Origin of the sequence: Salinicola endophyticus, assembly GCF_003206575.1 — a bacterium.
Taxonomy (GTDB): domain Bacteria; phylum Pseudomonadota; class Gammaproteobacteria; order Pseudomonadales; family Halomonadaceae; genus Salinicola; species Salinicola endophyticus.
In genome coordinates this window covers 288,102-313,991 of sequence record NZ_PZJO01000001.1, presented here as the reverse complement: position 1 = coordinate 313,991, position 25,890 = coordinate 288,102, and the positions used below count along the sequence as shown (strand labels likewise).

26 protein-coding genes are annotated in these 25,890 nt (G+C 67.3%); 14 read left to right on the top strand and 12 right to left on the bottom strand.

The window, feature by feature from the left end:
* Positions 1 to 59 precede the first annotated feature (59 nt).
* The 9 genes from DOM66_RS01395 to DOM66_RS01360 all read right to left on the bottom strand — a co-directional run bounded on the left by DOM66_RS01395 (position 60) and on the right by DOM66_RS01360 (position 8,673).
* Positions 60 to 488, bottom strand: a complete 429-nt coding sequence (locus DOM66_RS01395) for a hypothetical protein (RefSeq protein ID WP_110689038.1) — start codon at positions 486 to 488, stop codon at positions 60 to 62.
* Positions 489 to 579: 91 nt separating this feature from the next.
* Positions 580 to 1,755 carry a mannonate dehydratase gene (gene uxuA, locus DOM66_RS01390; protein ID WP_110675208.1) on the bottom strand — a complete coding sequence of 392 codons (1,176 nt, stop codon included), beginning with the start codon at positions 1,753 to 1,755 and terminating at the stop codon, positions 580 to 582.
* A gap of 2 nt (positions 1,756 to 1,757) precedes the next feature.
* On the bottom strand, positions 1,758 to 3,245 hold the full coding sequence (locus DOM66_RS01385; RefSeq protein ID WP_110689037.1) for a mannitol dehydrogenase family protein: 1,488 nt from the start codon (positions 3,243 to 3,245) through the stop codon (positions 1,758 to 1,760).
* A 1-nt stretch (position 3,246) separates the two neighbouring features.
* Complete coding sequence (locus DOM66_RS01380) at positions 3,247 to 4,530, bottom strand: TRAP transporter large permease (protein WP_110689036.1); 1,284 nt, start codon at positions 4,528 to 4,530, stop codon at positions 3,247 to 3,249.
* Entirely contained in the window at positions 4,530 to 5,114 is a 585-nt protein-coding gene (locus DOM66_RS01375; protein ID WP_110675205.1) for a TRAP transporter small permease, read from the bottom strand. The genes DOM66_RS01380 and DOM66_RS01375 overlap by 1 nt, the downstream gene beginning before the upstream one ends.
* 302 nt (positions 5,115 to 5,416) lie before the next feature.
* Complete coding sequence (locus tag DOM66_RS01370; RefSeq protein ID WP_110675204.1) at positions 5,417 to 6,400, bottom strand: TRAP transporter substrate-binding protein; 984 nt, start codon at positions 6,398 to 6,400, stop codon at positions 5,417 to 5,419.
* A 100-nt stretch (positions 6,401 to 6,500) separates the two neighbouring features.
* Positions 6,501 to 6,656, bottom strand: coding sequence for a hypothetical protein (locus DOM66_RS19415; protein WP_157958815.1), 156 nt, complete (start codon positions 6,654 to 6,656; stop codon positions 6,501 to 6,503).
* Between the two features lie 75 nt (positions 6,657 to 6,731).
* The gene (gene manD, locus DOM66_RS01365; protein ID WP_110675203.1) at positions 6,732 to 7,943 is read right to left on the bottom strand and encodes a D-mannonate dehydratase ManD; all 1,212 of its coding nucleotides are present in this window, start codon (positions 7,941 to 7,943) and stop codon (positions 6,732 to 6,734) included.
* A gap of 28 nt (positions 7,944 to 7,971) precedes the next feature.
* The gene (locus tag DOM66_RS01360; RefSeq protein ID WP_110689035.1) at positions 7,972 to 8,673 is read right to left on the bottom strand and encodes a GntR family transcriptional regulator; all 702 of its coding nucleotides are present in this window, start codon (positions 8,671 to 8,673) and stop codon (positions 7,972 to 7,974) included.
* A gap of 380 nt (positions 8,674 to 9,053) precedes the next feature.
* Here DOM66_RS01360 and radC point away from each other — a divergent pair, with 380 nt between their 5' ends.
* The 14 genes from radC to DOM66_RS01290 all read left to right on the top strand — a co-directional run bounded on the left by radC (position 9,054) and on the right by DOM66_RS01290 (position 23,020).
* Positions 9,054 to 9,728: a RadC family protein gene (radC, locus tag DOM66_RS01355; RefSeq protein ID WP_110689034.1), complete on the top strand. Its 675-nt coding sequence runs from the start codon at positions 9,054 to 9,056 to the stop codon at positions 9,726 to 9,728.
* A gap of 181 nt (positions 9,729 to 9,909) precedes the next feature.
* Complete coding sequence (gene rpmB, locus DOM66_RS01350; protein ID WP_106419421.1) at positions 9,910 to 10,146, top strand: 50S ribosomal protein L28; 237 nt, start codon at positions 9,910 to 9,912, stop codon at positions 10,144 to 10,146.
* 12 nt (positions 10,147 to 10,158) lie between these two features.
* Positions 10,159 to 10,314: a 50S ribosomal protein L33 gene (gene rpmG / locus DOM66_RS01345; protein ID WP_035472447.1), complete on the top strand. Its 156-nt coding sequence runs from the start codon at positions 10,159 to 10,161 to the stop codon at positions 10,312 to 10,314.
* A gap of 196 nt (positions 10,315 to 10,510) precedes the next feature.
* Complete coding sequence (mutM, locus tag DOM66_RS01340; protein ID WP_110689033.1) at positions 10,511 to 11,326, top strand: bifunctional DNA-formamidopyrimidine glycosylase/DNA-(apurinic or apyrimidinic site) lyase; 816 nt, start codon at positions 10,511 to 10,513, stop codon at positions 11,324 to 11,326.
* Between the two features lie 63 nt (positions 11,327 to 11,389).
* Positions 11,390 to 12,580 (top strand): class I SAM-dependent rRNA methyltransferase, encoded by a 1,191-nt coding sequence (locus tag DOM66_RS01335; RefSeq protein ID WP_110689032.1) that lies wholly within the window; start codon positions 11,390 to 11,392, stop codon positions 12,578 to 12,580.
* Between the two features lie 12 nt (positions 12,581 to 12,592).
* Positions 12,593 to 12,931: a putative signal transducing protein gene (locus tag DOM66_RS01330; protein ID WP_110689031.1), complete on the top strand. Its 339-nt coding sequence runs from the start codon at positions 12,593 to 12,595 to the stop codon at positions 12,929 to 12,931.
* A gap of 21 nt (positions 12,932 to 12,952) precedes the next feature.
* Entirely contained in the window at positions 12,953 to 13,396 is a 444-nt protein-coding gene (locus DOM66_RS01325; protein ID WP_110675198.1) for an acyl-CoA thioesterase, read from the top strand.
* Between the two features lie 161 nt (positions 13,397 to 13,557).
* Positions 13,558 to 14,673: an alanine dehydrogenase gene (gene ald, locus DOM66_RS01320; RefSeq protein WP_110675197.1), complete on the top strand. Its 1,116-nt coding sequence runs from the start codon at positions 13,558 to 13,560 to the stop codon at positions 14,671 to 14,673.
* A 199-nt stretch (positions 14,674 to 14,872) separates the two neighbouring features.
* On the top strand, positions 14,873 to 15,676 hold the full coding sequence (locus DOM66_RS01315) for an IclR family transcriptional regulator (protein WP_110675196.1): 804 nt from the start codon (positions 14,873 to 14,875) through the stop codon (positions 15,674 to 15,676).
* Between the two features lie 2 nt (positions 15,677 to 15,678).
* Positions 15,679 to 16,992 carry an NAD(P)/FAD-dependent oxidoreductase gene (locus tag DOM66_RS01310; RefSeq protein ID WP_110689030.1) on the top strand — a complete coding sequence of 438 codons (1,314 nt, stop codon included), beginning with the start codon at positions 15,679 to 15,681 and terminating at the stop codon, positions 16,990 to 16,992.
* A gap of 81 nt (positions 16,993 to 17,073) precedes the next feature.
* Positions 17,074 to 18,492 (top strand): Na+/H+ antiporter NhaC family protein, encoded by a 1,419-nt coding sequence (locus DOM66_RS01305; protein ID WP_110689029.1) that lies wholly within the window; start codon positions 17,074 to 17,076, stop codon positions 18,490 to 18,492.
* A 123-nt stretch (positions 18,493 to 18,615) separates the two neighbouring features.
* Positions 18,616 to 19,629, top strand: a complete 1,014-nt coding sequence (locus DOM66_RS01300) for a tryptophan--tRNA ligase (RefSeq protein WP_110689028.1) — start codon at positions 18,616 to 18,618, stop codon at positions 19,627 to 19,629.
* Positions 19,630 to 19,844: 215 nt separating this feature from the next.
* Positions 19,845 to 21,059: a YeeE/YedE family protein gene (locus DOM66_RS01295; RefSeq protein ID WP_110689027.1), complete on the top strand. Its 1,215-nt coding sequence runs from the start codon at positions 19,845 to 19,847 to the stop codon at positions 21,057 to 21,059.
* A gap of 278 nt (positions 21,060 to 21,337) precedes the next feature.
* Positions 21,338 to 23,020 (top strand): NAD-dependent malic enzyme, encoded by a 1,683-nt coding sequence (locus DOM66_RS01290; RefSeq protein WP_110689026.1) that lies wholly within the window; start codon positions 21,338 to 21,340, stop codon positions 23,018 to 23,020.
* Between the two features lie 317 nt (positions 23,021 to 23,337).
* Here the strand turns inward: DOM66_RS01290 and DOM66_RS01285 are convergent, their stop codons facing one another.
* The 3 genes from DOM66_RS01285 to DOM66_RS01270 form a co-directional block, all read right to left on the bottom strand.
* Entirely contained in the window at positions 23,338 to 23,676 is a 339-nt protein-coding gene (locus DOM66_RS01285; protein WP_110689025.1) for an NINE protein, read from the bottom strand.
* Positions 23,677 to 23,973: 297 nt separating this feature from the next.
* Positions 23,974 to 24,909: an SMP-30/gluconolactonase/LRE family protein gene (locus DOM66_RS01275; RefSeq protein ID WP_110689024.1), complete on the bottom strand. Its 936-nt coding sequence runs from the start codon at positions 24,907 to 24,909 to the stop codon at positions 23,974 to 23,976.
* Complete coding sequence (locus DOM66_RS01270) at positions 24,906 to 25,844, bottom strand: ABC transporter permease (RefSeq protein ID WP_110689023.1); 939 nt, start codon at positions 25,842 to 25,844, stop codon at positions 24,906 to 24,908. The genes DOM66_RS01275 and DOM66_RS01270 overlap by 4 nt, the downstream gene beginning before the upstream one ends.
* Positions 25,845 to 25,890: the final 46 nt, after the last annotated feature.

The following is a 25,890-nucleotide window of genomic DNA, read 5'->3' as shown; positions in this document are numbered from 1 at the left end:
CTTACCACCACAGGGCGCCGGGGCGGAACGCGCGCTCCCACCCCGGCAGGCTCGTTGGCCTACTGGGCCGGCGCCTCGATCACCCCTTCACCGGCGACCTCGCCCTGCTTTAGCCACTCGATGCGGTCATCGCCCGCGGCGCGCACGCCATAGCACTCGACGCTGTCGCTGCCGTAGTCGAAGCACATGCGGTCGTCGACGATCCTGGCCTGGCCGGTGTAGCCGTCGCCCTGGATCTTGCCGTCGGCGGCATAGGTCTCGTCGTAGGACTGGCCATTGGCCATGGCGCCGTGGACGCGGTGCCCCCACACCCGCTGCTGGATCTCGTCGCCGCTGAGTACCCGGTCGCTCTCCGGCTGTGCCTGTGCGGCACCGGCATCGGCGGCGAAGGCGCTGGAGACGCCGCCGCTGAGGGTGGCGGCGAGAGTGGCGGCGATGGCCAGGGTAGCCAGGCGCTGGCTGGGGGCGAACGCAAAGGATCGTTGCATGGTGAGGCTCCCGAGAGATGAGGGTGTGACTTCACCATAGCCTAGTCAGCGTGTCTCGCCGCCAAGACCGTCCCTCGGGCACCCGCTGGGCTCAGCGGAGCAGCGCGTTCACCGCCGCTTCCACCCCACGCAGCTCGGCGAGCCCCTTGAGGCGGCCGATCAGCGGATAGCCGGGGCGAGTGTCGCGCTGCAGATCGTCGAGCAGGTGGTGGCCGTGATCGGGGCGCAGCGGCAGGCGCGCACCGCCATCGCGCTGGCGCCGGCGCGTTTCGCGCACCAGCGCGGCAATCACCCCGACCATATCGACGTCACCCTCCAGATGGCCGGCTTCGTGGAAGCTCGAGGCGTCCGCCTCGCGGCGGGTCGCGCGTAGATGGACGAAGTGGATGCGTGGGGCGAAGCGCTCGACCATCGCCACCAGGTCGTTGTCGGCGCGCACGCCGTAGGAGCCGGTGCAGAAGGTGAGACCGTTGGCCGGGCTGGGCGCGCTGTCGAGCACGTAGGCCGCATCGGCGGCGGTGGAGACCACCCGTGGCAGCCCCAGCAGCGGGCGCGGCGGGTCGTCGGGGTGGATCGCCAGGCGTATCCCGGCTGCCTCTGCCGCGGGAACCACGGCACGCAGGAAGGTGGCCAGATTGACGCGCAAGCGCTCGGCATCGATATCCCGGTAGGCGGCCAGGGCGTGGCGAAAGTCTTCGAGGGTGTAGTGCGCCTCTGCGCCGGGTAGCCCGGCGATGATGGTCTCGATCAACCGCTGGCGGGCGGCGGCATCGAGCTGGTCGAGGTAGGCACGGGCGGCGTCGCGCTCGGCGCTGGCGTAATCGGCTTCGGCGCCGGGGCGTGCGAGCAGGTAGAGGTCGAAGGCGGCAAAGGCGGTGTGGTCGAAGCGCAGGGCGGTGCCGCCGGCGGGCAGGGGCCAGGCGAGATCGGTGCGGGTCCAGTCGAGCACCGGCATGAAGTTGTAGCAGACCACATCGATTCCGCAGTCGCCGAGATTGGCCAGGGTATGGCGGAAGTTGTCGAGATAGCGTTCGGCTTCCGGCAGCCCCTGCTTGATCGCTTCATGAACCGGCACGCTCTCCACCACCGACCAGGTGAGCCCCGCCGCCTCGATCTGCTGCTTGCGTTCGAGGATGGCGGCTCGCGACCAGATCTCGCCGATGGGGATCTCGTGCAGCGCGGTGACGATGCCGGTCGCCCCGGCCTGACGAATCTCGCCGAGGCCGATGGGGTCTTTGGGGCCGAACCAGCGCCAGGTATGTTCCATGATCAAGCGTCCCGATCAGAAGCGGTGGGTATCAAGGCGGCAATGGCAGACTCCACGCCGTCGTTTTGCAGTCGCCTCAGCGCGTCGAGGAGCTGCTGGGCGAATGGCCTATCGTCGCGCAGTGCCGTGGGGAAGAGGGCATCGAGGGCGAGAAAGGCGTCGATCAGTGCGGCGGGGTCGTCGCCGTGGCGGCGATGGAGCGTGGCGAACGTCTCTGCCAGGGGGTCGTCCACCGCGTGCGGCTGGCCGCTGAGATCGGTGCCGACGGTGTAGCGAATCCAGCCGGCGACGCCGAGCGCCGTCGCCGCCTGCGACCGGCCCTTCTGCCGATTCTCGAGCGCGCCGGCCAGCCAGCGCTGGGGCAGCTTCTGCGAGCCATCCATGGCGATCTGCTGTAGCCGATGACGCAGGCTGTCATTGCCGAAGCGCGCCAGCAGCCGCTCGGTATAGGCCGCAGCGTCGCTGCCCGCCGGCAGGTCGAGGGTGGGCGCTGCCTCGCGCTGCCAGTAGTGCCGCAGCAGCCCGCAAAGCGCCGGGCGTGCGACGGCGACATCCACCGTCTCGATGCCGGCCAGCGCACCCAGATAGGCGAGCAGCGAGTGGGCGCCGTTGAGCAGGCGCAGTTTCATGGTCTCGAACGGCGTCACGTCGGTGACCATCTCCACCCCATCGCCCGCCCAGTCGGGCCGGCCCTGGGGGAACCTCTCCTCGATCACCCACTGGCGGAACGCTTCGCACACCACCGCCGCCGGGTCGTCGACACCCAGGTCTGCCAGGCGCGTCCGGTCCGCGTCGGTCATCGCCGGCACGATGCGATCCACCATGCTCGAGGGGAAGGCGACGTTGGCCTCGATCCAGGCGGCCAGTGCGCTGTCCTGCCGGCGCGCCAGTGCTACCACTGCGCGGCGGGTGCGCTGGCCATTGGCCGGCATGTTGTCGCAGCAGAGCACCGTGAAGGGCGGGGTGCCGGCGGCGCGGCGCCGGGCCAGCGCCGCCACCAGCAGGCCGGGTGCGGTGTGCGGCGTCGTTGGATTGGCGATGTCGTGGACGATCGGCTCGGCCTGGGTGAGCAGCTCGCCGCTCGCCGGATTGAGAAAGTAGCCCTTCTCGGTGACCGTCAGCGTGACGATGCGAACGTCAGGGTCGCTCATCCGCGCCAGCAGCGCCTCCCGGTCCGGTCCGTCGGGGCCGGCGTAGAGCGCCTCGCGGATGACCCCGATCTGGCGCAGGTTGAGGTGCTCGCTGTCGCGGTATTCGGCCACGTGGTAGCGCAGGCCGCCGGCGCGCAGCTGCTCGACCAGGGTGCGATTGGCGCGGATGTTGGCGCTGCAGACGCCCCATGTCTCGTCACCGGTGCGTTCGAGGCACTGCTGCAGGTAGACCGCTTGGTGGGCGCGGTGAAAGGCGCCCAGACCGAGATGGACGATACCGATCTGGCGGGGCAGCCGCGCGGCCGGGTGACGTTCGACATGGATCTCGCTGGGTGACATTTCAGGGCGTTCCCATCAGCAGGTTGGGCAACCACAGCGACAGCGCCGGCACGAAGGAGACCAGCAGCAGTACCAGAAGATTGCAGATCAGAAACGGCACGATCGCCCGCGCCACACGCAGCATCGGCAGCTTGCCGATGCTCGAGACCACGAACAGGCACACCCCCACCGGCGGCGTGGTCAGCCCGATCATCAGGTTGAGTACCGCCATCACGCCGAAATGGATCGGATCCATGCCGATACCGGTGGCGACGCCGAGCAGCGCCGGAAACAGGATGATCAGTGCGGCGATGGTCTCCATGAAGGCGCCGACGAAGAGCAGGATCAGGTTGAGGATCAGGATCACCACGATGGGGTTGTCGCTGAAGCCCAGAATCGCGCTGGCGATCAACTGCGGGATCTGCTGGCTGGTGAGAATCCAGCCGAACAGGTTGGCCAGCCCCACCAGCAGCATCAGCGAGGCCGAGGTGATCACGGTGTCCGTCAGGATGCCGCCGAGATTGCGCCAGTTGATGCCCTTGTAGACGAAGGCGCCCACCAGCAGTGCGTAGAGACTGGCGACGATCGACGCCTCGGTCGGGGTGAACAGCCCGCCGATGATCCCGTAGAGGATGATGAAGGTCATCAGCAGCGCCCAGAAAGCGCTGCGCCCCTCCCTGAGCAGGGTGCCGAAGGAGGCGCGCGGCTCCTTGGGGTAACCGCGCTTCACCGCCAGCCAGTAAACGGTGACCATCATCGCCACGCCGAGCAGCAGGCCGGGCACGGCGCCGGCCAGGAACATGCGCCCGACCGAAATGCCGGAGAGTGAGCCGACGATGATCATCGGCACACTGGGCGGGATGATCGGGCCGATGGTCGAGGAGGCCGCGGTGACCGCGGCCGCGAACGGCTTGTCGTAGCCACTCTTGGCCATCCCCGGAATCATCACCGAGCCGATGCTGGCGGCATCGGCCACCGCGGTGCCGGAGATACCGCTGAAGATCATCGAGCCGCCGACGTTGGCCAGCCCCAGGCCGCCGCGGACATGGCCGACCAGGGCGTTGGAGAAGCGCACGATGTGCTGGGTGATATTGCCCACGTTCATCAGGTTGCCGGCCATGACGAAGCCGGGGATGCACAGCAGCACGAAGGCGTCGATCCCCGAGAACATGCGCTGCGGCACGATGGTCAGCGAGATGCCGCCGAGCAGCAGATAGGCGACCGAGGAGACGCCCAGGCAGAAGGCGATCGGCAGGCCGAGCAGCAGTAGTGCCAGAAAGGTGATGAAGAGAACGGCGATATCCATCAGCACTCACTCCGGGCGTCGGGCGCCGGGCGGATCAGGGCCATGATCCCCTCGAGGGTGCAGATCGCCGCGTAGAACGCGAGCGAGGCGAACAGCAGCACCGAGGAGAAGAAGATGTAGATCATCGGGATTCGCAGCGTCGGCGAGGTCTGGAAGGCGCCGATCTGGGCGAACTGCCAGGCGCCGGGCAGCACCATCACCACGAAGCCGAGGGTGATCAGCGAGATCACGATGAGATAGAGGGCGCGCCCGCGTGGCGTGAGGCGTGCGTGGAACAGCTCGACATTGACGTTACGGTGGCGATGCAGCACCACCCCGGCGCCGAGCGAGACCATGTAGATGAAGAGGTAGCGGGTGAGCTCCTCGGTCCAGGCCAGGGTGATCGGCAGGAACAGGCGCGAAGCCACCTGCAGTAGCACGGTCAGCGACAGGCCGATCAGCGCGATTACCGCCAGCGTCAGCAGCACGCGGTCGAGCAGCGCCGCGAGCCTGCCCAGCGGCCCGCCCAGGCGAGGCACGCGGTTCAGCACCTCGAGGCCTTCCTGGACGTCGACCGAAGGGGGTTCCGGGATGGGGTGCGTCATGGGAGTCTCCGAATAAGAGAAGGTGCACGCGCAGACGCCTGCCGGTGGCGCTTGCCCTGCGGCGAGGCGTCACCGGCGGGCGACGTCTGGTTCAGAACGCCTAGGTGCCGTCTGAAAAGTCGACGAGCGAAGGCCAGGCAAGGCAAAAATCGGCGAAAACGCGGAGTTTACGGGTTGTAAATGAGCATGTGACTCGCTCCGCTCGCCCTCCGGGCCGTCCTTCGGACGTTCTGAACGTTGTTCAGTGAGCCGATTTTTAACGCCGCATGGGCGAGCGCAGTCCTTTTCAGACAGTGCCTAATTCAGAGCGCCTGGATCTCTTTATAGAGCGCGCGCTGCTCGTCGTTCAGGGCGTCGAGCACCGCCGGCTTGGCCTTCTTGGCGAAGGCCGCCTGGTCCACCTCGACGAAGGTCATGCCCTTGTCCTTGAGCGCCTGTTCGAGCCGCTTCTGGTCGGCGGCGAACAGCGTCTCTTCATAGGTCTGCATCTGGCTGGCGGCATCGCGCACCACCTGTTGCAGGTCAGCGGGCATCGATTCGAGCTTCTGCTTGCCGATCACCACGTAGATCCAGCTGCGCACGTGGTCGGTCATGTCGACGTACTTCTGCACCTCGTTGAAGCTGGCGCTCTCGATCAGGCTGAGCGGGTTCTCCTGGGCCTCGATGGTGTTCTGCTGCAGTGCGGTGAACACTTCGCTGAACGCCATCGGCGTCGGCCGTGCGCCGAGTGCCTTCCAGGTATCGACGAACAGCGGCACGTTGGGTACGCGAAGGCGCAGGCCGTCGAGATCGTCGGGGCTCTTGATCGGGCGGTTGGAGGTCAGCTCGCGCGGGCCGCGCTCGAACCAGGCCAGCGGCACCAGGCCGGTGCGCTCGGTGATCTGCGCTTCGATCTGCTTGCCGACATCGCCCTCCACGGCACGGCGCAGCTGGTCGGCATCCTTGAACAGGTAAGGCACCGCCATCATCGCCGCCTTGGGCGCCCAGTTCTGCAGGCTCTCGCCGGTGATGGTCATGTCGGCGGTGCCGAGCTGGATGCTGTTGATCACATCCATCTCGTTGCCGAGCTGCTCGTTGGGAAAGACCTGGACCTCGATCCGGCCATCGGAGTGGGTTTCCACCAGTTCCTTGAACTTGAGGGCGGCCTTGTTCCAGATGTTCTGCGCGTTGGCCAGGTGGCCGAACTTGAGCGTGTAGTCGGCGGCGAAGGTGGCCTGGCTGGCGACCAGAGTGGCGCCGAGCGCGACGCCGGCGAGTAGCTGCTTGAGGGTCGGGGTGGAGAACATGGCGTGAAACTCCTTGGGTGAGGTGACGCGGCGTTGTCACTGTTGTGCCGCGGGGACGACGGGCCGGAGCGAGTGACGCCGCGACCCGCCTGGCAGGGCGTCAGGGCGCGATTCGCCCCCGCACCTGGTGTGCCCGTTCTGGAGGGTTGGCGAGCAGATCGATTGGTATCAGGTGGAAACCGAGCCGGCCGAGGCGTCCGGCGGGCTGCTCGGCGACCCTGAAGGCGTGCGGGGCGCTGATGTGAAAGGCTGGCATCGAACTCTCCTGAAAAATGGCGCGGCCTGCGCCGGGGCGATTCGCCACGCGCCGGCGGTGGCGCTGCGTGTCACATCACCAGTGCCACAGGGTGCCGTCCTCGAGCCGGTTGACCGGCAGGCTGGCGGGTTTGTAGGGGTGGCGGGCAGCGGCGTCTTCGTCGATGTCGACACCGTGGCCCGGTGCCTCGCCGACCACGAAGTGCCCCGCCTCGAAGCGGTAGTCGTGGGGGAAGACGCTATCGGTCAGCGGGTCGTGGGGCATGTGCTCCTGAATGCCGAAGTTGGGCACCCAGGTGTCGAAGTGAACCGCTGCGCCGAGGCACACCGGCGACAGGTCCGTCGGCCCGTGGAAGCCGGTACGCACGTGATAGAGCGAGGCGAAATCGGCGATCCGGCGCACGTGGGTGATGCCGCCGCCGTGGGTCAGCGGGGTGCGGATATAGTCGATCCACTGGTTCTGGATCATCTCGCGGCAGTCGTGGATCGAGTTGAACACCTCGCCGATGGCCAGCGGCGTGGTGGTGTGCTCGCGGATCAGGCGCAGGCTCTCCTGGTTCTCGGCGGGCACGCAATCCTCCAGCCAGAAGAGATGATAGGGCTCTACCGCCTTGCCCAGCCGTGCCGCTTCGATCGGCGTCAGCCGGTGGTGGACGTCGTGGAGCAGATGCAGCTCGTGGCCGAAGTGCTCGCGTACGGCGGCGAACAGCTTGGGCACGTGGTTGAGATACTTCTCCGTGCTCCAGACGTGCTCGGCGGGCAGTTCGGCGTCCGCCGGCTCGTAGCGCTCGCCTTCGCGCTTGGCCACGCCATAGATCGTGTCGATCCCGGGTACGCCGGCCTGGACGCGCACGGCCTTGTAGCCCAGTTCGACGTGACGGGCGACCTCCTCGAGGCAGCTGTCGATCTCCTTGCCGGTGCAGTGGGCGTAGGTCATCACCCGCTCGCGGCTCTTGCCGCCCAGGAGCTGGTAGAGCGGCAGATTGGCCGCCTTGCCCTTGATGTCCCACAGCGCCATGTCCACCGCGCTGATCGCACTCATGGTGACCGGGCCGCGACGCCAGTAGGCGCCGCGATAGAGGTACTGCCAGGTATCCTCGATGCGGCTGGCGTCGCGGCCGATCAGTGCCGGCACCACATGCTCTTGCAGATAGGCGACCACGGCCATCTCGCGGCCGTTCAAGGTGGCGTCGCCGATGCCATGGATGCCGGATTCGGTGACGAGCTTCAGGGTGACGAAGTTGCGTCCCGGGCAGGTGACGATGACGCGGGCGTCGATGATTTTCATGCGCTCTCCGGCGGCGGTGGCGGTCTGTTCAGCACTCGGCGAACAGATCGGGGTGGCGTTCGATCAGACGCGGCAGCGAGGTCAGCAGCTCGCGCAGGTGCGCCTGGACCGCGCGCTCGGCGGCGGCCGGGTCGCGTTCGGCGATGGCACCGACGATGCGCTCGTGCTGGGCGACCAGGGTCTCCAGCGGCGTACCGTCGGGCACGCTGATGTAGCGCACGCGGTCGAAGTGCGCCTTGACCTCTTCGGTGAAACGCCACGCCGAGGCGTGGCCGGCTTCCCGCGACAGCGTCTGGTGGAAGGCTTCGTCGAGCAGGTAGAAACGCTCGTAGTCGTCGCTGCCCAGGGTGCGCCGCTGGCGCTCGACCAGTTCGTAGAGCTCGTCGAGACCGCGCCGGGAGAGCCCCGACTCCGCTGCCGACTTGGCCACCGCGACCTCGATCGCCTCGCGCACGAAGCGCGCGCTGTAGACCGCTCTGGGCGAAATCTTGACCACGAAGGTGCCGCGCTGGGGGCGCACCTCGACCAGCCCCGCCTCGGAAAGACGAATGAACGCCTCGCGCACCGGCTGGCGGCTGACCGCGAAGGTGTCGGCGATCTCCTTCTCCGAGAGCGCCTGGCCGGGGGCCAGCGCCAGCCGGATGATCGCCTGGCGCAGGGTGTCGTAGAGGCGCTGGCGCACGGGGCCGGTCGCGCTGGCGTCCCATAGGCTGTAGAGCGATTGGCTCACGGCGATCCTCGTCTGGAGCGGGGCTGAATGGCGTGGACAGGCGCCCTGGTGGCGTCTTTGTCTTCCTTGTCTATCTAGTATGGTAGTTGCCTGTGAGGCTTGGCGATTCGACTTTGGTGGCCCCACATCGATTGCGTGAGGCCGCCACTCTCTTGTAAGCCACGTCCTTGTACGCCACGTCGCGGCCCACAGTTTTTGCCGTGGTGGCCGATCTCTTTTCAGGGCGAGGGGAGTCCGCGTGGCGCCAACGCCCTGGCGGTCGCGCCGCCCGCGGTGCAGGTCGGGTAGCGCAGGGGCCCGGCAGAGACGTGCAGGCAGAGAAGCGCAGGTGAGAGGGACTGGGTAAAGAGGAGACCGGTCAGAGAAGAGGAGAGGCGGATATGGGCATCAACGACTGGCCAGCGGGCGAGCGCCCGCGCGAGAAGCTGCTGACGCTGGGTGCCTCGGCGCTCTCCGATGCCGAGCTGTTGGCGATCTTCCTGCGCGTCGGGGTCAAGGGGCGCTCGGCGGTGGACCTGGCGCGGGACCTGCTCGCCAGCTTCGGCGGTCTGCGGCCGCTGCTGGAGGCGGATCGCCAGCGCTTCTGCGCCGAGCATGGGCTGGGCGAGGCCAAGTACGTTCAGTTGCAGGCAACGCTGGAACTCTCGCGGCGCCATCTCGGCAGTCTGCTCGAGCGCGACGCCGCGCTCACCTCGCCGACCCTGGTGCGCCGCTTTCTCAGCGCCCAGCTGCGTCATCTTCCCCACGAGGCGTTCGCGGCGCTGTTCCTGGACAACCAGCACCGGGTGATTCGCTTCGAGATTCTCGCCGAAGGGACGCTGGATGGTGCTTCGATCTATCCGCGGGAGGTGGTGCGCCGGGCGCTGGCCCACAACGCGGGCGCGCTGATCTTCGCCCATAATCACCCATCCGGCCTGGCTGAACCGAGCCAGTCGGATCGCCGTGTCACCGAGCGCCTGAGCGAGGCGCTGGGGCTTTTCGATATCCGCGTGCTCGACCACTTCGTGGTGGGCGACGGCGAGGTGATTTCGTTCGTCGAACGTGGCTGGCTGTGAGCGCGGCGGAGGCGATGCCGGGCGCTGCGCTTGGCGTTAAAAAGCGCCCGTGCGCTTGCGGCAGGGTAGGGGGTCTGGTATAAAGTACGCCCTTTGAAACAGGGCAGAAGGCGGACGCCAGCCATTTTTCGTGGTTTGCCCGAGCTAAATCTGCATAACCCGCCAGTGGTCGGAGGCTTCCATGTCCCAAGTTTGTCAGGTTACCGGTAAGCGTCCGGTGACTGGTAATAACGTCTCGCACTCACAGCGCAAGACGCGTCGTCGTTTCGTGCCGAACCTGCACACCCATCGTTTCTGGGTCGAGTCCGAGAAGCGGTTCGTCAAGCTGCGCATCTCCTCCAAGGGCATGCGCATCATCGACAAGAAAGGCATCGAAGCGGTGCTCAGCGACATCCGCAAGCGCGGCGCCAGCATTTAAGGAGTCTGAGAGATGCGTGACAAGATCAAGTTGGTGTCCAGTGCCGGTACCGGTCACTTCTACACCACCGCCAAGAACAAGCGTAACACCCCGGACAAGCTTGAATTCAAGAAGTACGATCCGGTCGTTCGCAAGCACGTCATCTACAAGGAAGCCAAGATCAAGTGATCCGGCTTTTGCGTAGCACGAAGACCCGGCCTCGGCCGGGTCTTCGCGTTTAGGCCCGGCGCATCCGTCCCGGGCGCGTCTGTACCTGTCGCGCCGGCGGCACCTGAGCGCGCCTGGCCCTGGGGCCTGCCGCGGGTGAGCGCAGTCGGCCGTGCCCGCGTTCGTCGTCATCGATCGTGATTCCCGAGGATCTGCCATGCCGGAACTCCCCGAAGTCGAGACCACCCGCCGCGGTATCGCGCCCCACGTCGAGGGCCGCGAGATCGTCGAGGTGATCGTGCGTAGCCGCAGCCTGCGCGTGCCGGTGCCGGCGGATCTGGAGTCGGCGCTGATCGGCGCGCGCTTCGGCGAGCTCACGCGCCGCGCCAAGTACCTGCTGCTGCCGGTGGGCAGCCGTTCGCTGCTGTGGCATCTGGGCATGTCCGGCAGCCTGCGCCTGGCCCAGGTGGGCGATCTGCCCAGAAAGCACGACCATGTCGACGTGGTGGTCGAGGGTGGCGCCATCCTGCGCTACCACGATCCGCGCCGTTTCGGCTTCGTCGACTGGCTGGCGACGGAGGCCGGCGTCGACCCGAGGCTCGCGCGACTGGGGCCGGAGCCGCTGTCGCCCGATTTCGACGGCGAGCGTCTCTACACCCTGTCGCGGGGGCGCCGGGCGGCGATCAAGCCGTTCATCATGGACAACGCCGTGGTGGTGGGGGTAGGTAACATCTACGCCAGCGAGGCGCTGTTCATGGCCGGGATCGATCCGCGCCGCGCCGCCGGACGCGTCTCGCGCGAGCGCTACGCACGTCTGGCCGAGGCGATCAAGACGGTGCTGGCAGCGGCGATCACCCAGGGTGGCACGACCTTGCGCGATTTCGTCAGCGGCACAGGCGAGCCCGGTTACTTCGCCCAGCGCCTCAACGTCTACGGCCGCGCCAATGAGCCGTGCCGCGAGTGTGGCCACCTGCTGCGCCAGGTGACCCTGGGGCAGCGCGCCAGCGTCTACTGTCCGCTCTGTCAGCGCTGAGCGCCTGGCTCCGATACTGTTAGAATGCGCCCCGATCCTCCCAATCTGCCCATGGAGTCCTCCGTGCCCCAGACCCTGCGCCTCAAGAAGAACGCCGACCGCCGCCTGAAGGCGGGCCATCTGTGGCTCTACTCCAACGAGATCGATATCCAGGCCACGCCGCTGAAGGAGCTCGAGCCCGGCGCCCAGGCGGTGATCGAGGCCGCCAACGGCAAGCCGCTGGGGGTGGCCTACGTCAATCCACACTCGCTGATCTGTGCCCGGGTGGTCTCGCGGGATGCCGATGTGCGCCTGGACCGCTCGCTGCTGGTGCACCGTTTCAATCAGGCCCTCGGCCTGCGTGAGCGGCTCTTCGCCAAGCCGTTCTACCGTCTGGTCCACGGCGAGGGGGACCTGCTGCCGGGGCTGATCGTCGACCGTTTCGACGACGTGCTGGTGGTGCAGCTCAATACCCTGGGCATGGAGCGGGTGCGCGACGAGGTGATCGCGGCGCTGGACAAGGTGCTGTCGCCGCGGGCGATCGTGTTCAAGAACGACTCCAGCGGCCGCCGGCTCGAGCAGCTCGAGTCGGAAGTGGCGGTGGTGCACGGCGAGCTCCCCGAGCAGGTGCTGCTGGAGGAGAACGGCGTGCGCTTCGTCGCGCCGGTGCTGGATGGCCAGAAGACCGGCTGGTTCTATGACCACCGCGCCAACCGTGCCTGGCTCAACGGCCTGGTCGCCGGCAAGCGGGTACTCGATCTGTTCAGCTATGTCGGTGGCTGGGGCGTGCAGGCGGCGGCCCACGGTGCCAGCGAAGTGCTCTGCATCGACGCCTCCGAGGCGGCGCTCGAGCGGGTGGCCGAGAACGCGGCGCTCAACGGCCTGCACGAGCAGGTGGCGGTGGGCCACGGCGACGTGTTCGAGGCACTGACCGCGCTGCGCGCCGAGGGCGAGCGCTTCGACGTGGTGGTGCTCGACCCGCCGGCCTTCATCAAGAAGCGCAAGGACATCACCAACGGTGAGCGCGCCTACGCGCGTCTGAATCGCGAGGCGATGCGCCTGCTCGGTCGCGATGGCCTGCTGCTGTCGGCGTCTTGCTCGATGCATCTGGCCGAGGAGCGTCTGGTCGAGTGCGTGCGCGGTGCTGTGCGCCATCAGGACCGCCATGGTCAGATCCTCTATCGCGGCGGCCAGGCCGGCGACCATCCGATCCACCCGGCGATCCCCGAGACTGCCTATCTCAAGGCGCTCGGTGTGCGTGTCTTCCGCAATTAAGAGGGGGGGGCGATGACGGCGCTAGTCTGCCTCTTTCGTCATCCCAATGTCTTGCTGGTGTGTCATGTTCGCAATGTCATCGACAGCGCGGGTATCGTCGTCGAGTTGCGTAACATGACCCTGGCCGGCGCCGCCGGCGAGTTGCCAATGGACCAGTGCGAGCCACAGGTATGGGTGGCCCGGGCCGAATACGAGCGTGCCCGGGTGCTGTTGCACGAGGCGCTGGAGGGGCCGGCGGACGTGCCCGTCGACTGGGTCTGCCCCGGCTGCGGCGAGCGCCTCGCAGGTGCCTTCGACACCTGCTGGCAGTGCGCTGCCCCGCGCCCGCCCGCTGGTTCGGCGCCGGCCTGACAGCCACTGCAGGAGGACGGCATGAGCTGGGATCTACCCCACCCCTTCACCCTCGACATCGCGGTCGAGGCGAGCCATATCGACCACTATGGCCACGTCAACAACGCCGAGTATCTGCGCTGGGTCGAGCGTGCCAGCTGGGCCCACTCGCGGGCGCTGGGGCTGGGGCTCGAGGACTACCGCGCGCTCGACCGCGGCATGGTCGTGCATCGTCACGAGCTCGACTATCTCGCCCCGGCGTTCGAGGGCGATCGCTTGCAGATCGCCACCTGGATCGTCGCCTGCGATGGCCGCCTGACGCTGGAGCGACGCTTCCAGCTGCGCAATGACACCACCGGCGCCACGCTGCTGCGGGCGCACACTCGCTTCGCCTGCATCGAACTCTCCAGCGGCCGGCCGCGACGCATGCCGGCACGCTTCGTCGAGGTCTACGGCGGTGCGGTGATCTCTCCGGCAGTTTGTTAGTCTTTTCTGCTGTTTCGCGTCTATTGACGAGAATTTTCGTGGCAAGATTGGGTCGCTGCGCGATTTTTTCGTCTTTTTTTATCAGGTATCCCGTCGATATGGCTGCTGTGCTGTAATCCGCTCGATCCCCCCAACGACAAATCACGATCGAGGAATCCGCCATGCATATCGGTGTCCCCAAGGAAATCAAGAACCATGAGTATCGCGTCGCCCTGACCCCGGGCGGCGCGCGTGAACTTCTCGCCCGTGGCCATCGGGTGTCGGTCGAGGCGAGCGCCGGTGGTGGTGCCGGCTACCCCGACGACGCCTATCGTGAGGCCGGGGCGGAGATCGTCGATGACGTCGAGGTGCTGTGGCGCGAGGCCGAGGCGATCCTCAAGGTCAAGGAGCCCCAGGCGGCGGAGGTGGCGCGGCTGCGCCCGGGCCAGATCCTGTTCACCTATCTGCATCTGGCCGCGGAGGAGACGCTTACCCGCGGGCTGCTCGACAGCGGTGCCACCTGCATCGCCTACGAGACCATCACCGACGCCCAGGGCGGGCTGCCGCTGCTGGCACCGATGAGCCGGGTCGCCGGGCGCATGGCGGTTCAGGCCGGCGCGCACAGCCTGGAGAAGGCTCAGGGCGGCGCTGGCATCCTGCTGCCGGGGGTGCCCGGCGTGGCGCCGGCCAAGGTCAGCGTGATCGGCGGCGGCGTGGTGGGCGAGAACGCTGCGCGCATGGCGCTCGGGCTGGGCGCCGAGGTGACCATCCTCGACAAGTCGCTGGCGCGCCTCGAGGTGCTCGATCACCGTTACCAGGGTGCCATCCGCACCGTCTACTCCACCGCCGAGACCCTGGAGCAGGCGATTCGTGAATCCGATCTGATCGTCGGCGCGGTGCTGGTGCCCGGCGCGGCGGCGCCCAAGCTGATCACCCGCGCCATGCTCGCCGAGATGAAGCCCGGCAGCGTGCTGGTCGACGTGGCGATCGACCAGGGCGGCTGCTTCGAGACCAGCCGTCCCACCACCCATGCCGAGCCGAGCTACATTGTCGATGGCATCGTCCACTACTGCGTGGCCAACATGCCGGGCGCGGTGGCGCGTACCTCCACCCAGGCGTTGACCAATGCCACCCTGCCGTTCGTCATCGCCCTGGCCGACAAGGGCTGGCAGCAGGCGCTGGCTGATGACGCCCATTTCCTCGCCGGGCTCAACGTCCACGCCGGCCAGTTGACCTACGCCGCGGTCGGCGAGGCGTTCGGCATCGACGCGGTCGCTGCCGACAGCTGCCTGCGCTGAGCGTGATCCTGACCTCTGCGCCGTCATTCGTGGCGGCGCCGTGGAGGCCGTAGGTGCGGCGGGGCTTGTCCCTGACCGCGCCGGGAGACGCTGAGCCAGTAGCCCGCCAGACCCGCCAAGCGCGGATGTCGAGTCTCGCATAGCGAGACGAATTCGCCCGCGCGTCTCGGTATGCTCGAACGACATTCGCCGCCGAGCCATGACCGTGCCTGCCAGCCGTGACGCCTCACACACGCCCTCGACCCTGCGCCACGTGATGGCGCTGCTGCGCGTGACCGCCGCCTGTGGCGCCCGAGGGGCGGGTATCGATGACTATCTCGACGCCACCGAGCTGAGCCGACCGACCATCTACCGCCTGCTCAAGGGGCTGCGCGAGGAGGGCTTTCTGCGCCCCTCGCCGCTGCGTCACCGCTATCTGCTCGGCTACGAGCTGCTGGTACTGGGGGCCGAGGCGGGCAATGGCGCCCAGCTGCGCGATCTGGCGCGGCCCCGGCTGCTGGCGCTGGCCCAGCGCCTGGGCGGCAGCTTCTATCTCTTCGCCCACGATGGCCTGCATGCAGTCTGCCTGGAGATCCAGAACGGGGCCTACCCGGTGGGGGGCTTTGTGGCGTCCATCGGCGGACGTGTGCCGCTGGGCGTGGGCCAGGCCTCGATCGCACTGCTGGCGTCGCTGGAGGAACGCGAGCGGGCCTGGATTCTGGAGGCCAATCGCGAGTGCTTGATGCGCGACTACGCCATCGATGTCGCTGCGGTACGCCGCGAGATCGACTACTGCCATGCCCATGGGCATGCACGTGGCGTCGAGGGTTCGAGCCTGCCCGAGTTCACCGGTCTGGCGATGCCGCTGCTCGGCCCGGGCGAGCGCTGTCTCGGCGCCTTCAGCTGCTCGCTGCTCAAGTCGCGTCTGAGCGAGGCGCACCGCGCCACGCTGATCACCGCCATGGCCAGCGAGGTCGCCGACCTGAAGGCCGATCTCCACGGTCTGCTGCAGCCGGAGTCCTGAACATGACGCTAGCCCCCCACCTGGCGCCGCACCTCGCCACTCACCCCAGTCATCGCAGCCCCTGTGGCTGGCAGGCGTTGCTGCCGGCGCGCACGCCCGGGCCGAGCCAGCGCGGCGACGAGCGCGCCGAGCTGGTGATCGTCGGTGCCGGCTACACCGGGGTCGCCGCCGCGCGTACCTATCAGGCGTTGGCGCCCGACCGACGGGTGGTGATGCTCGAGGCGGAGACCCTCGGCGACGGCAGCCCGGGGCGCAACTCCGGCTTCATGCTGGAGATCGCGCTGGCCAACGATGCCAGCAGTGGGGCGCTGTCGCGCATGGCGACCCTCAACCGCCTCAGCCGCGAGGCGATGGCGTCACTCAAGGCGCAGGTCGATACCCACGCCATCGACTGCCAGCTGACCCGCAGCGGCACCTTCCGTGCCGCTCGGGGCGCCGCCGGGCGCGTGGCGCTGGCCAGCTACGCCGAGTTTCTGCACGCCGCGGGGCTCGATTACCGCCGTCTCGATCGCGCGGCCCTGGCCGAGCGCCTGGGCACCGACTACTACGCCGAGGGGCTCTACTCGCCGGACTGCTATCTGGTGCAGCCGGCGGCGCTGATTCGCGGGCTGGTGGCGGCGCTGCCGCCGGCGGTCACCTGCTACGAGCAGAGCCCGGCGCTGTCACTGACCCGGGACGGCGATGGCTGGCGCGTGACCACCCCCGAGGGCGAGATCCGCACGCGCCAGGTGATGCTGGCCAACAACGCTTTTGCCCGCGCCCTGGGTGCCGACCGGTCACGCCTCACCGCTATCTATACCTATGCCGCGTTGACTGCGCCGCTGGCCCCCGAGCGAGCCGCCGCGGTGGCCGGCGCCCCCTGGGGGCTGTTACCGGCGCACCGGCTCGGCTGCACCCTGCGCACCACCGCCGACCGGCGCTTGATGATCCGCGCCCAGTACGACTACGAGCGCGAGCGCGACCCGGCCAAGGTGGCCGCCGGGCTGGCCGCGAGCCTGGCGGCGCGTTATCCGGAACTGGTCGATGTCGGCTTCGAGCAGGTCTGGGGCGGCACCACCGGGCTGACCCACAACGGTGCGCCGCTATGGGGCGAGATCGGCCCGGGTCTCTACGTCTCGGCGGGCTGCAACGGCGGCGGCATCGTCAAGGGTAGCGTGCTGGGCGAGGCGCTGGCACGGCTGGCGCTGGGGCGGTCGGCGGAGGACATCCCGGCGCTGTTCGGCCGCGCCAGCTGGATGCCACCGGCGCCGATTCGGCGCCTGGCGTTCGAAGCGATCCGCCGCGTGGAGCAGCACCGCGGCCGCGACGAGGCCTAGGCGCCACGAGTGATGGCGCCAGCAAGCGCAAGACGACGATCCCGGTTCGATAACAACATCAACAACACCCAAGGAGTCAGCATGGATCCGCAAATGCACTATGGGCTGCTCTCGCTGCTGCCCGCCTGTCTCGCCATCGTCCTGGCCTTCGCCACCCGCAATACCGTGTTCTCGCTGGCCGTGGCCTGCGTGGTGGGGGTGTCGATCATGGGGCAGGGGCCGCTGGGCTTTCCCACCCTGTTGAAGCGCTCGCTGGGGACCACGGACTTCTCGTGGATCCTGCTGCTGGAGCTGTTCATCGGTACCGTCATCGCCTTCTTCCAGCGCACCGGGGCGATCCGCAACTTCACCGCCTGGGTCGAGGCGCGGGCGCTGTCGCGGGTGCGGGTCCAGCTGGTGGGCTGGTTCATGGGCATGTTCGTGTTCTTCAGCGACTACTTCAGCCCGCTGTTCGTCGGCTCCACCCTGCGCGGACTCACCGACCGCTACCGTGTCTCGCGGGAGAAGCTGGCCTATATCGCCGACTCCACCTCGGCGCCGGTCAGTGTACTGGTACCGATCACCGGCTGGGCGGTATTCATCTCGGGGCTCTTGATCGGCATGGGCCCGATCGACACTGCCGGGGAGGCCATGCAGGCGTTCGTCTACGCGGTGCCGTTCAACCTCTACGCCTGGCTCTCGGTGCTGGTGGTGGGGCTGGTGATCGTGGGCGTAGTGCCGCTGTTCGGCCCGCTGAAGCGTGCCGAGGCGCGTGCCCAGAACGAGGGCAAGGTGTTTCGTGACGGCGCCGATCCGCTGCTCGGCGAGGAGCTGACCGACCTGCAGCCGTTCGAGGGCGTGCGCACTCACCTGTTTCTCAACTTCGTGCTGCCGGTGCTGATCGTGATCGGCGTCGCCGTGAGCACCTTCGTGGTCATGGGCTCGGCCAAGACGATGGAAGCTTTCCTGGCCGCGGCGGTGGTGCTGGGGGTGATCATGCGGCTGCAGGGCATCCCGCTCAACGACATCATGAAGACCGCCACCGCCGGCATGAAAGGGGTGATGCCGGCGATTCTGATCCTGGCCCTGGCCTACTCGCTCAATCAGCTCTCCAAGGAGATGGGCACCGCCGACTATATCGTCGAGATCAGCCGCGACTGGCTCTCGCCGACGCTACTGCCGGCGATCACCTTCCTGCTGGCGGCGCTGATCGCCTTCGCCACCGGCTCCTCCTGGGGCACCTTCGCGATCATGATGCCGATCTCGGTACCGGTGGCCTTTGTCTTCACCGGCGATACGCTGACGCCGCTGGTCTACGCCACCATCGCCGCGGTGGCAGGCGGCGGGGTATTCGGCGATCACTGCTCGCCGCTGTCGGATACCACGGTGCTTGCCTCGACCGGCTCCGCCTGCGACCACATGGACCACGTGCGCACCCAGATTCCCTACGCGCTGGCGGTGGCGCTGGTGTCACTGGCGATCTATCTGCTGGTGGGCGTGACCCTCGTCGATATCGGTTGAGCCCCGGCGTCCCCGCCATGTCGAGGGTGGCTGCACCAGGGTGGGTTCGCTAAGGCACGGGCGGCAAGGTAAACTGCCGCCATTCGCCATTTCCCGTCCACTCTCCCATCGATCGAAGAGTTCATGAGCCAGCGACGCGTTCTTACCGGCATCACCACCACGGGTACGCCGCATCTGGGCAACTATGTCGGCGCGATCAAGCCGGCGATCGCCGAGAGCCAGAATCCCGATGTGCAGTCCTACTACTTCCTCGCCGACCTGCATGCGCTGATCAAGGCGCAGGACCCGCAGCGGGTGCAGCAGTCGCGGCTCGAGATCGCCGCCACCTGGCTGGCGCTGGGGCTGGATACCGACAACGCGATCTTCTATCGCCAGTCCGACATCCACGAGATCCCGGAACTCGCCTGGCTGCTCTCCTGCGTCTGCGCCAAGGGGCTGATGAACCGCTCCCACGCCTACAAGGCGGCGGTCGCGGAGAACGAAGAGGGCGGTGTCCCCGACCCGGATCGGGGCGTCACCATGGGGCTGTTCGGCTATCCGGTGCTGATGGCCGCCGATATCCTGATGTTCAACGCCCACAAGGTGCCGGTGGGGCGTGACCAGATCCAGCATATCGAGATGGCCCGCGACATGGCGGGGCGCTTCAATCATATCTACAAGGGTGACTACTTCACCCTGCCCGAGGCGATCGTCGACGAGAAGGTCGAGGTGCTGCGCGGGCTCGACGGGCGCAAGATGTCCAAGAGCTACGACAACACCATCCCGCTGTTCGTCTCGGCCAAGAAGCTCCAGAAGCTGGTACGCAAGATCAAGACCAACTCGCTGGAGCCCGGGGAACCCAAGGACCCGGAAACCTGCACCCTGTTCCAGATCTACAGCGCCTTCGCCACGGCCGAGGAGAGCGCCGACATGCGTCGCCGCTATGCCGAAGGGATCGGCTGGGGCGAGGCCAAGAACGAGGTGTTCGAGTACCTCGATGCGCACCTGAGTGGACCGCGCGAGCGCTATGAGGCGCTGATGAACGATCCCGGGCATATCGAACAGGTCCTGCAGCGTGGCGCCGAGCGCGCCCGCGCCGAAGCCAATACGCTGATGGAACGGCTGCGGGTGGCCGTGGGGCTGGGGCGCTTCCAGTAGCTCGGCTGCCCGTCACTTCGTGGCGCCACATCCCGCTAACCCGACGAGCCGGCCCTGCGCCGGCTCGTTGCCGTCTGGGCATCCGGCAGGCGACGGCATCGATCGGGGCATATAACACTTTCGTCTATATAAAGAATATCTAGTCGTTTTCGAATTCCTGACCAAAAGACTAAGGTATCGCCCATTCGATTCCGGTCTAAAAAGGGATATCGCTTATGACGACATTGACACAAACCGCGCCGCCCGGGCTGGGGCGGCTCTCGCCTAAGGCGTGGTTCGCCGCGCTGCTTCTGGTACTCGGTGCGCTCGCCGTGGGGCTCTTCGTCGGCGGCCGTCAGGGCTGGCTGATGCTGATCGGCGGTGCCCTGGGCATGGTGCTCTACCACGCCTCCTTCGGCTTCACCTCGGCATGGCGGGTATTCATCACCGAGCGCCGCGGTCGCGGTCTGCGCGCGCAGATGGTGATGCTGGCGCTGGCGGTGGTGCTGTTTCTCCCCGCGCTGGGCGCGGGCTCGCTATTCGGGGAGCCGGTGCGGGGATTCGTCTCGCCGATCGGCGTCTCGGTGATCGTCGGCGCTTTCCTCTTCGGCGTCGGCATGCAGCTCGGTGGCGGCTGCGCCTCGGGCACGCTGTTCACCGTCGGCGGCGGTAATGCGCGCATGCTGATCACGCTCGCCTTCTTCATCGTCGGCTCGGTGATCGGCACGGCGCACTTCGCCTGGTGGCAGAGCCTGCCGGCGTTCCAGCCCACCTCGATGATCGATCTGTTCGGCACCGGGGGCGGTATCGCCGCCAGTCTGGTGCTGTTTGCGGGTATTGCCGCCTTCACGGTGGTGATGGAGAAACGCCGCCACGGGCAATTGGAGCAGGCGCCACGGGTGCCCCATGGTGGTGCGCGCTGGCTTACCGGTCCGTGGCCGATCCTGGCCGGGGCCATCGGTCTGGCGCTGCTCAACTACCTGATCCTGGCGCTGGCCGGGCGCCCCTGGGGGATCACCTCGGCGTTCGCGTTGTGGGGCGCCAAGGCGTTCCAGGCGGTGGGCGGCGATGTCACCGCCTGGGGCTACTGGCAGAACCCCGGACGTGCCGCCTCGCTCGACAGCAGCATCTTCAGCGACATCACCACGGTGATGAATCTCGGCATCATCCTGGGGGCGGGACTGGCGGCATCGCTGGCTGGTCGTTTCGCACCGAGCCTGCGCATTCCGCTGCGTTCGGTCGCCGCCGCGGTCATCGGCGGGCTGCTGCTGGGCTACGGCGCGCGGCTCGCCTTCGGCTGCAACATCGGCGCCTACTTCAGCGGTATCGCCTCGGGCAGTCTGCACGGCTGGCTGTGGCTGGTGGCCGCCTTCGCCGGCAACATGCTGGGTGTACGGCTGCGTCCGCTGTTCTTCTCCGGTCCGGCCAGGCCGGTCGCTGCCAGCTGCTGAAGCGGCGAGCCACGGCGTGCCAAGCCCCGCCACGGCGGGGCTTTTTCGTGCCCGTACGGCGCGCGCCCGGTTCCGTGACCGCGCCGGTACATGTCTTTGGCGCCGCCAAGTGGCATACTGGGCGACCCTCGACCGGCGGTAGCCGGTCGCCCGCCCGCCAGGCGCCGCCGGTGGGGCGATAACGATAGCGCGCCACTTCCCGGTCTGGCCCCGTTGCGGGGCGTCATGCTCGGTCCGGCTGGCGCTTTTCATCCGTAGGTCATCGCGAGAGCCGATTCATGTCCGATCACGCCAAGCGCCCCCTCTATATTCCCTACGCCGGCCCGACGCTGCTGGAGATGCCGCTGCTCAACAAGGGCAGTGCCTTCACCAGCGAAGAGCGGGTCGAGTTCAATCTGCTGGGGCTCTTGCCGCAGAACGTCGAAAGCATCGAGGAGCAGGTCGAGCGCGCCTATCGCCAGTACACGATGTGCCAGAACAACCTCGACAAGCACATCTATCTGCGCGGTATCCAGGACGACAACGAGACGCTGTTCTTCCGCCTGCTCGAGGAGCACCTCGAGGAGATGATGCCGATCATCTACACCCCGACGGTGGGCGAGGCGTGCGAGGAGTTCTCCAAGATCTATCGCAACCACCGCGGGCTGTTCATCTCCTATCCCGACCGCCATCGCATGGACGACATCCTGCGCAGTGCGACCAAGGACAAGGTGCGGGTGATCGTGGTCACCGATGGTGAACGTATTCTCGGTCTCGGCGACCAGGGCATCGGCGGCATGGGCATCCCCATCGGCAAGCTTTCGCTCTACACCGCCTGCGGCGGTATCAGCCCGGCTTACACCCTGCCGATCACCCTCGACGTGGGCACCAACAACCAGAAGCTGCTCGACGATCCGATGTACATGGGCTGGCGCCACGAGCGCGTCTCGGCGGAGGAGTACGCCGAGTTCATCACCCTGTTCATGGAAGCGCTCAAGCGCCGCTGGCCCAACGTGCTGCTGCAGTTCGAAGACTTCGCGCTGACTAACGCCATGCCGCTGCTGGCGCGTTACCGCGACGAGCTGTGCTGCTTCAACGATGACATCCAGGGCACCGCCTCGGTGTGCGTGGCGACCCTGCTGGCCTCGTGCAAGGCCAAGAACGCCAAGCTCAGCGATCAGGTGATCACCTTCGCCGGCGCCGGTTCCGCCGGCTGCGGTATCGCCGAGCAGATCGTGGTGGCGATGACCCGCGAGGGTCTCTCCGACGCCGAGGCGCGCAAGCGCGTCTTCATGGTCGACAAGAACGGTCTGTTGACCACCGACATGGATGGCCTGCACGACTTCCAGCGGCGTCTGGCCCACGACCCCGACGCGCTCGACTTCGATGGTGATGCCCGTGGGCTGATCGACGTGGTGCGCAATGCCAAGCCGACCATTCTGATCGGCGTCTCGGGGCAGCGCGGGCTGTTCACCGAAGAGGTGATCACCACGCTCAACAGTCACTGCGAGAATCCGCTGGTGATGCCGCTCTCCAACCCGACCTCCAAGGTCGAGGCAACGCCGCAGGACGTGCTCGACTGGACCCACGGTCAGGCCATGGTCGCCACCGGCAGCCCGTTCGCGCCGGTGGAGATCGATGGGCGCCAGATCCCCATTGCCCAGTGCAACAACTCCTACATCTTCCCGGGCATCGGGCTCGGTGTGATTGCGGCCAACGCCAATCGCGTCACCGACAACATGCTGATGGCCGCCTCCAATGCGCTGGCCGAGAGCGCGCCGATCGTCAAGACCGGCGAAGGGGCGCTGCTGCCGTCGCTCGGCGATATCCGCGAGATCAGCCAGGAGATCGCTTTCGCCGTGGGCAAGCAGGCGCAGCAGGATGGCGTCGCGCTGACCTCCAGTGACGACGTGCTGTGGGATGCGATCCACGGCCACTTCTGGTATCCGCGCTACCGTCAGTACCGTCGCCGCTCGATCTGAGCCCGGCAATACGGGGTGTCCGTCGAAGCGGTCTTTGGCACGTCCCTCAAAGCGATATTCGGCGCGTCCCCTCGGGGGCGCGCCGTTCGTTTTGCATCACCTGCTAAGCGCTCATTGCCAAACCTTCTGACGATGGGCGCCGGAGGCAGGGCAAAGCGAGGGTCCTTTGCCACGGATGGCAAAGGTAGCGCCCAGGCAAGGGTTCACAGCGCCCTTGCGACGCCCTGTCGCCGGAGAAGCCCTCTTCATCTAATGGTTATCTACTGAAAGGCTTCCAAGTCCCGTCCCCGCGGCTTCTTGCCGGTCTGTTGCTGCCGTCAGCGGTTGTACTGTTGGTCGAACTTCTCTTCGCTGATCACCAGGAAGTAGATGAACTCGAAGAAGGCGATCAGCGCCGGCACCAGGGTCCAGCAGAACAGCAGATAGATCAGGCCGACGATCGGCTGGCCCAGGTAGAAACGGTGCACGCCGAAACCGCCCAGGAAAAAGGCGAGGATCGCTGCACTCCACTTGCTGCGGCCACTCCTGGCGCTGCGCGCGACGGCGCCGCAGTGCGGGCAGCTCCTGGCGCTCTCGTGGATCGGCTTGCCACAGCCGTGGCAGTAGATCATGCCGGCGGAGAGCGGCTGCGGCCGGGTATCGACGTTTTGGGTCATGCGGGGTTCCCTATGGGTGAACTTGAGGGAAACGCTGCATAAATACCTGCGCGAGCGAATCGCTGCGTTGCGTGGTACTGGTGCGCCAGCCCGGTCGAACACTCGCCTAACCCCATGTTATGTCTCGTGTTCTGTGTTCCATGCGCCTTGCGCTTCATCTCGCTCGTCGATTTATTCAGCGTTTCCTGAGCCGGCGCGGTCTTTGCCGCGATGTCCGGTCGCCAAGCCGCCAAGTCTAAGGGATCGGCGGCGGGCCCGACAGCGCCTCGCCGCCGCGGGTGCGTCGCGGCTCGCGGGTCACGCCTCGCGTTGGCACTGGGTCCACCACTCGGCGCCCTGGACATCGACGAACAGGCTGTAGATCGAGGTGGTGGCGGTGATGTAGAGGCGCTGCCCGTCGCTGCCGCCGAAGCACAGGTTGGAGACCGTCTCGGGGATCAGGATGCGCCCCAGCAGGGTGCCGTCGGGGGCGAAGCAGTGCACCCCGTCGGCCGCCGACGACCACAGGTTGCCCTCGCGGTCCACGCGCATGCCGTCGGGCACGCCGGCGCCGATCTCGGCGAAGATGCCGTCGTCCTTGAGCGTCTCGCCGCTGACCCGGAAGCGGCGGATCACCGGTGCCACCGTGGGGTCGTGGGTGGCACCGCTCTCGGCCACGTAGAGCAGGCGCTCGTCGGGAGAGAAACAGAGCCCGTTGGGCTGGACGAAGTCGCTCGCCACCGCGGCCAGAGCACCCGTCTCGGGGTCGAGACGGAAGACGTGGCGGGCGGGCTGCTCGGGATCGGTGCGGTAACCCTCGAAATTGGAGATCAGCCCATAGGTGGGGTCGGTGAACCAGATCGCGCCGTCACGGCTCACCACCACGTCATTGGGCGAGTTGAGCCGCCCGCCGGCATAGTGCGAGGCGAGCACGCTGAGACGTCCATCGGGCTCGGTGCGAATAACGTCGCGACGGCCGTGGCGGCAGCTCACCAGGCGGCCCTGGTTGTCACGGGTATTGCCGTTGTTGAATTCGGTGTGCTCGCGGAAAGTGGTGACGCCGTCGCGCGCCGACCAGCGCAGCAGGCGCTGGGTCGGGATATCGGAGAACAGCAGACACTGGTGATCGCCGAACCACACCGGCCCCTCGGTCCAGGTGAAGCCGGTGGCCAGCCGGGTCAGCGGCGCCATGGGGTGAACCAGCCGCGCGAAGCGCGGATCGCGAGTGTCGAGATGGTCCGGGGTGGGAATCATGTGCGGCGTCTCCGGGCGTTGGCGGCGACCACGATCGCGATGATGATCACCCCGGTCAGCATCATGCGTGCGCCGGCATCGAAGCCATAGGCATTGAGCATCGACACCACCAGGAACATGAACAGGGCCGCACCCCATACCCCGGGCACATTGGAGAAGCCGCCGGCGATCGAGGTGCCGCCGATCACCACCACGGCGATCGACAGCAGCAGATACTGCTGTCCCATGTTGAGTGCGGCGCCGCCGGAGAAGCTTGCCAGCAGATAGCCGGCAAGTCCTGCCAGCAGTGCCACGCTGAGGTAGGCGCTGGCGCGCACGCGCTCCACCGGGACCCCGGCGAGCCTCGCTGCGCGAGGATTCTGGCCGGTGGCGAGCAGCCAGCGCCCCCACAGCCCGCGCTCCAGCAGCCACCATACGACCAGCGCCAGCAGCACGCCGATCAGCGCCACGTTGGGCACCCCCAGGGTTCGCCCGGTGGCGAAGTCGGCCAGCGCCGCCGGTGGCTTGATGCGCAGGCCGCGGTTGGACCAGATCGCCAGCGACTGATAGAGCAGCGAGGCGGCGAGGGTAGCGATGATCGGCGGCAGGCGCAGCAGCCGGATCAGCGCGAAGTTGGCCGCGCCGGCGCCCAGGCCCACCAGCAGGGCGACGCCCAGCCCCAGCAGCGCGGTGCCGGGAGCGCCGTCCATCGCCTTGAGGGCGAGAGTGCCGGCCAGGGTCATGACCGCGGGGATCGAGAGATCGATATTGCCCGGCCCCAGGGTGATCACCAGCATCTGGCCGATGCCGACGATGGCGGCGAAGGCGCCGAAAGAGAGTGCGGCGTAGAGTAGCCCGCCCGCCTGGGCCGCACCGGAGAGGGCGATGGAGAGGGCGAAGACCGCGATGGCGGCAAGCCAGGCCCAGAGCCAGGGCCGCGAGATCAGGCTTTGCATGGCGTCGATCCTTGCAGTTAGTAGAGGAGTCGCGTGGAGATGAGCC

Bases quoted from the DNA above. Each gene is read 5' to 3' on its own strand.
- DOM66_RS01270 (WP_110689023.1), bottom strand. From the start codon at position 25,844: ATGCAAAGCCTGATCTCGCGGCCCTGGCTCTGGGCCTGGCTTGCCGCC.
- DOM66_RS01300 (WP_110689028.1), top strand. From the start codon at position 18,616: ATGAGCCAGCGACGCGTTCTTACCGGCATCACCACCACGGGTACGCCG.
- DOM66_RS01305 (WP_110689029.1), top strand. From the start codon at position 17,074: ATGGATCCGCAAATGCACTATGGGCTGCTCTCGCTGCTGCCCGCCTGT.
- DOM66_RS01290 (WP_110689026.1), top strand. From the start codon at position 21,338: ATGTCCGATCACGCCAAGCGCCCCCTCTATATTCCCTACGCCGGCCCG.
- mutM (WP_110689033.1), top strand. From the start codon at position 10,511: ATGCCGGAACTCCCCGAAGTCGAGACCACCCGCCGCGGTATCGCGCCC.
- DOM66_RS01295 (WP_110689027.1), top strand. From the start codon at position 19,845: ATGACGACATTGACACAAACCGCGCCGCCCGGGCTGGGGCGGCTCTCG.
- DOM66_RS01330 (WP_110689031.1), top strand. From the start codon at position 12,593: ATGACGGCGCTAGTCTGCCTCTTTCGTCATCCCAATGTCTTGCTGGTG.
- ald (WP_110675197.1), top strand. From the start codon at position 13,558: ATGCATATCGGTGTCCCCAAGGAAATCAAGAACCATGAGTATCGCGTC.
- DOM66_RS01275 (WP_110689024.1), bottom strand. From the start codon at position 24,909: ATGATTCCCACCCCGGACCATCTCGACACTCGCGATCCGCGCTTCGCG.
- DOM66_RS01380 (WP_110689036.1), bottom strand. From the start codon at position 4,530: ATGGATATCGCCGTTCTCTTCATCACCTTTCTGGCACTACTGCTGCTC.
- rpmB (WP_106419421.1), top strand. From the start codon at position 9,910: ATGTCCCAAGTTTGTCAGGTTACCGGTAAGCGTCCGGTGACTGGTAAT.
- DOM66_RS01395 (WP_110689038.1), bottom strand. From the start codon at position 488: ATGCAACGATCCTTTGCGTTCGCCCCCAGCCAGCGCCTGGCTACCCTG.
- manD (WP_110675203.1), bottom strand. From the start codon at position 7,943: ATGAAAATCATCGACGCCCGCGTCATCGTCACCTGCCCGGGACGCAAC.
- DOM66_RS01370 (WP_110675204.1), bottom strand. From the start codon at position 6,400: ATGTTCTCCACCCCGACCCTCAAGCAGCTACTCGCCGGCGTCGCGCTC.
- radC (WP_110689034.1), top strand. From the start codon at position 9,054: ATGGGCATCAACGACTGGCCAGCGGGCGAGCGCCCGCGCGAGAAGCTG.
- DOM66_RS01375 (WP_110675205.1), bottom strand. From the start codon at position 5,114: ATGACGCACCCCATCCCGGAACCCCCTTCGGTCGACGTCCAGGAAGGC.
- DOM66_RS01385 (WP_110689037.1), bottom strand. From the start codon at position 3,245: ATGTCACCCAGCGAGATCCATGTCGAACGTCACCCGGCCGCGCGGCTG.
- DOM66_RS01310 (WP_110689030.1), top strand. From the start codon at position 15,679: ATGACGCTAGCCCCCCACCTGGCGCCGCACCTCGCCACTCACCCCAGT.
- DOM66_RS19415 (WP_157958815.1), bottom strand. From the start codon at position 6,656: ATGCCAGCCTTTCACATCAGCGCCCCGCACGCCTTCAGGGTCGCCGAG.
- DOM66_RS01325 (WP_110675198.1), top strand. From the start codon at position 12,953: ATGAGCTGGGATCTACCCCACCCCTTCACCCTCGACATCGCGGTCGAG.
- DOM66_RS01285 (WP_110689025.1), bottom strand. From the start codon at position 23,676: ATGACCCAAAACGTCGATACCCGGCCGCAGCCGCTCTCCGCCGGCATG.
- uxuA (WP_110675208.1), bottom strand. From the start codon at position 1,755: ATGGAACATACCTGGCGCTGGTTCGGCCCCAAAGACCCCATCGGCCTC.
- DOM66_RS01315 (WP_110675196.1), top strand. From the start codon at position 14,873: ATGACCGTGCCTGCCAGCCGTGACGCCTCACACACGCCCTCGACCCTG.
- rpmG (WP_035472447.1), top strand. From the start codon at position 10,159: ATGCGTGACAAGATCAAGTTGGTGTCCAGTGCCGGTACCGGTCACTTC.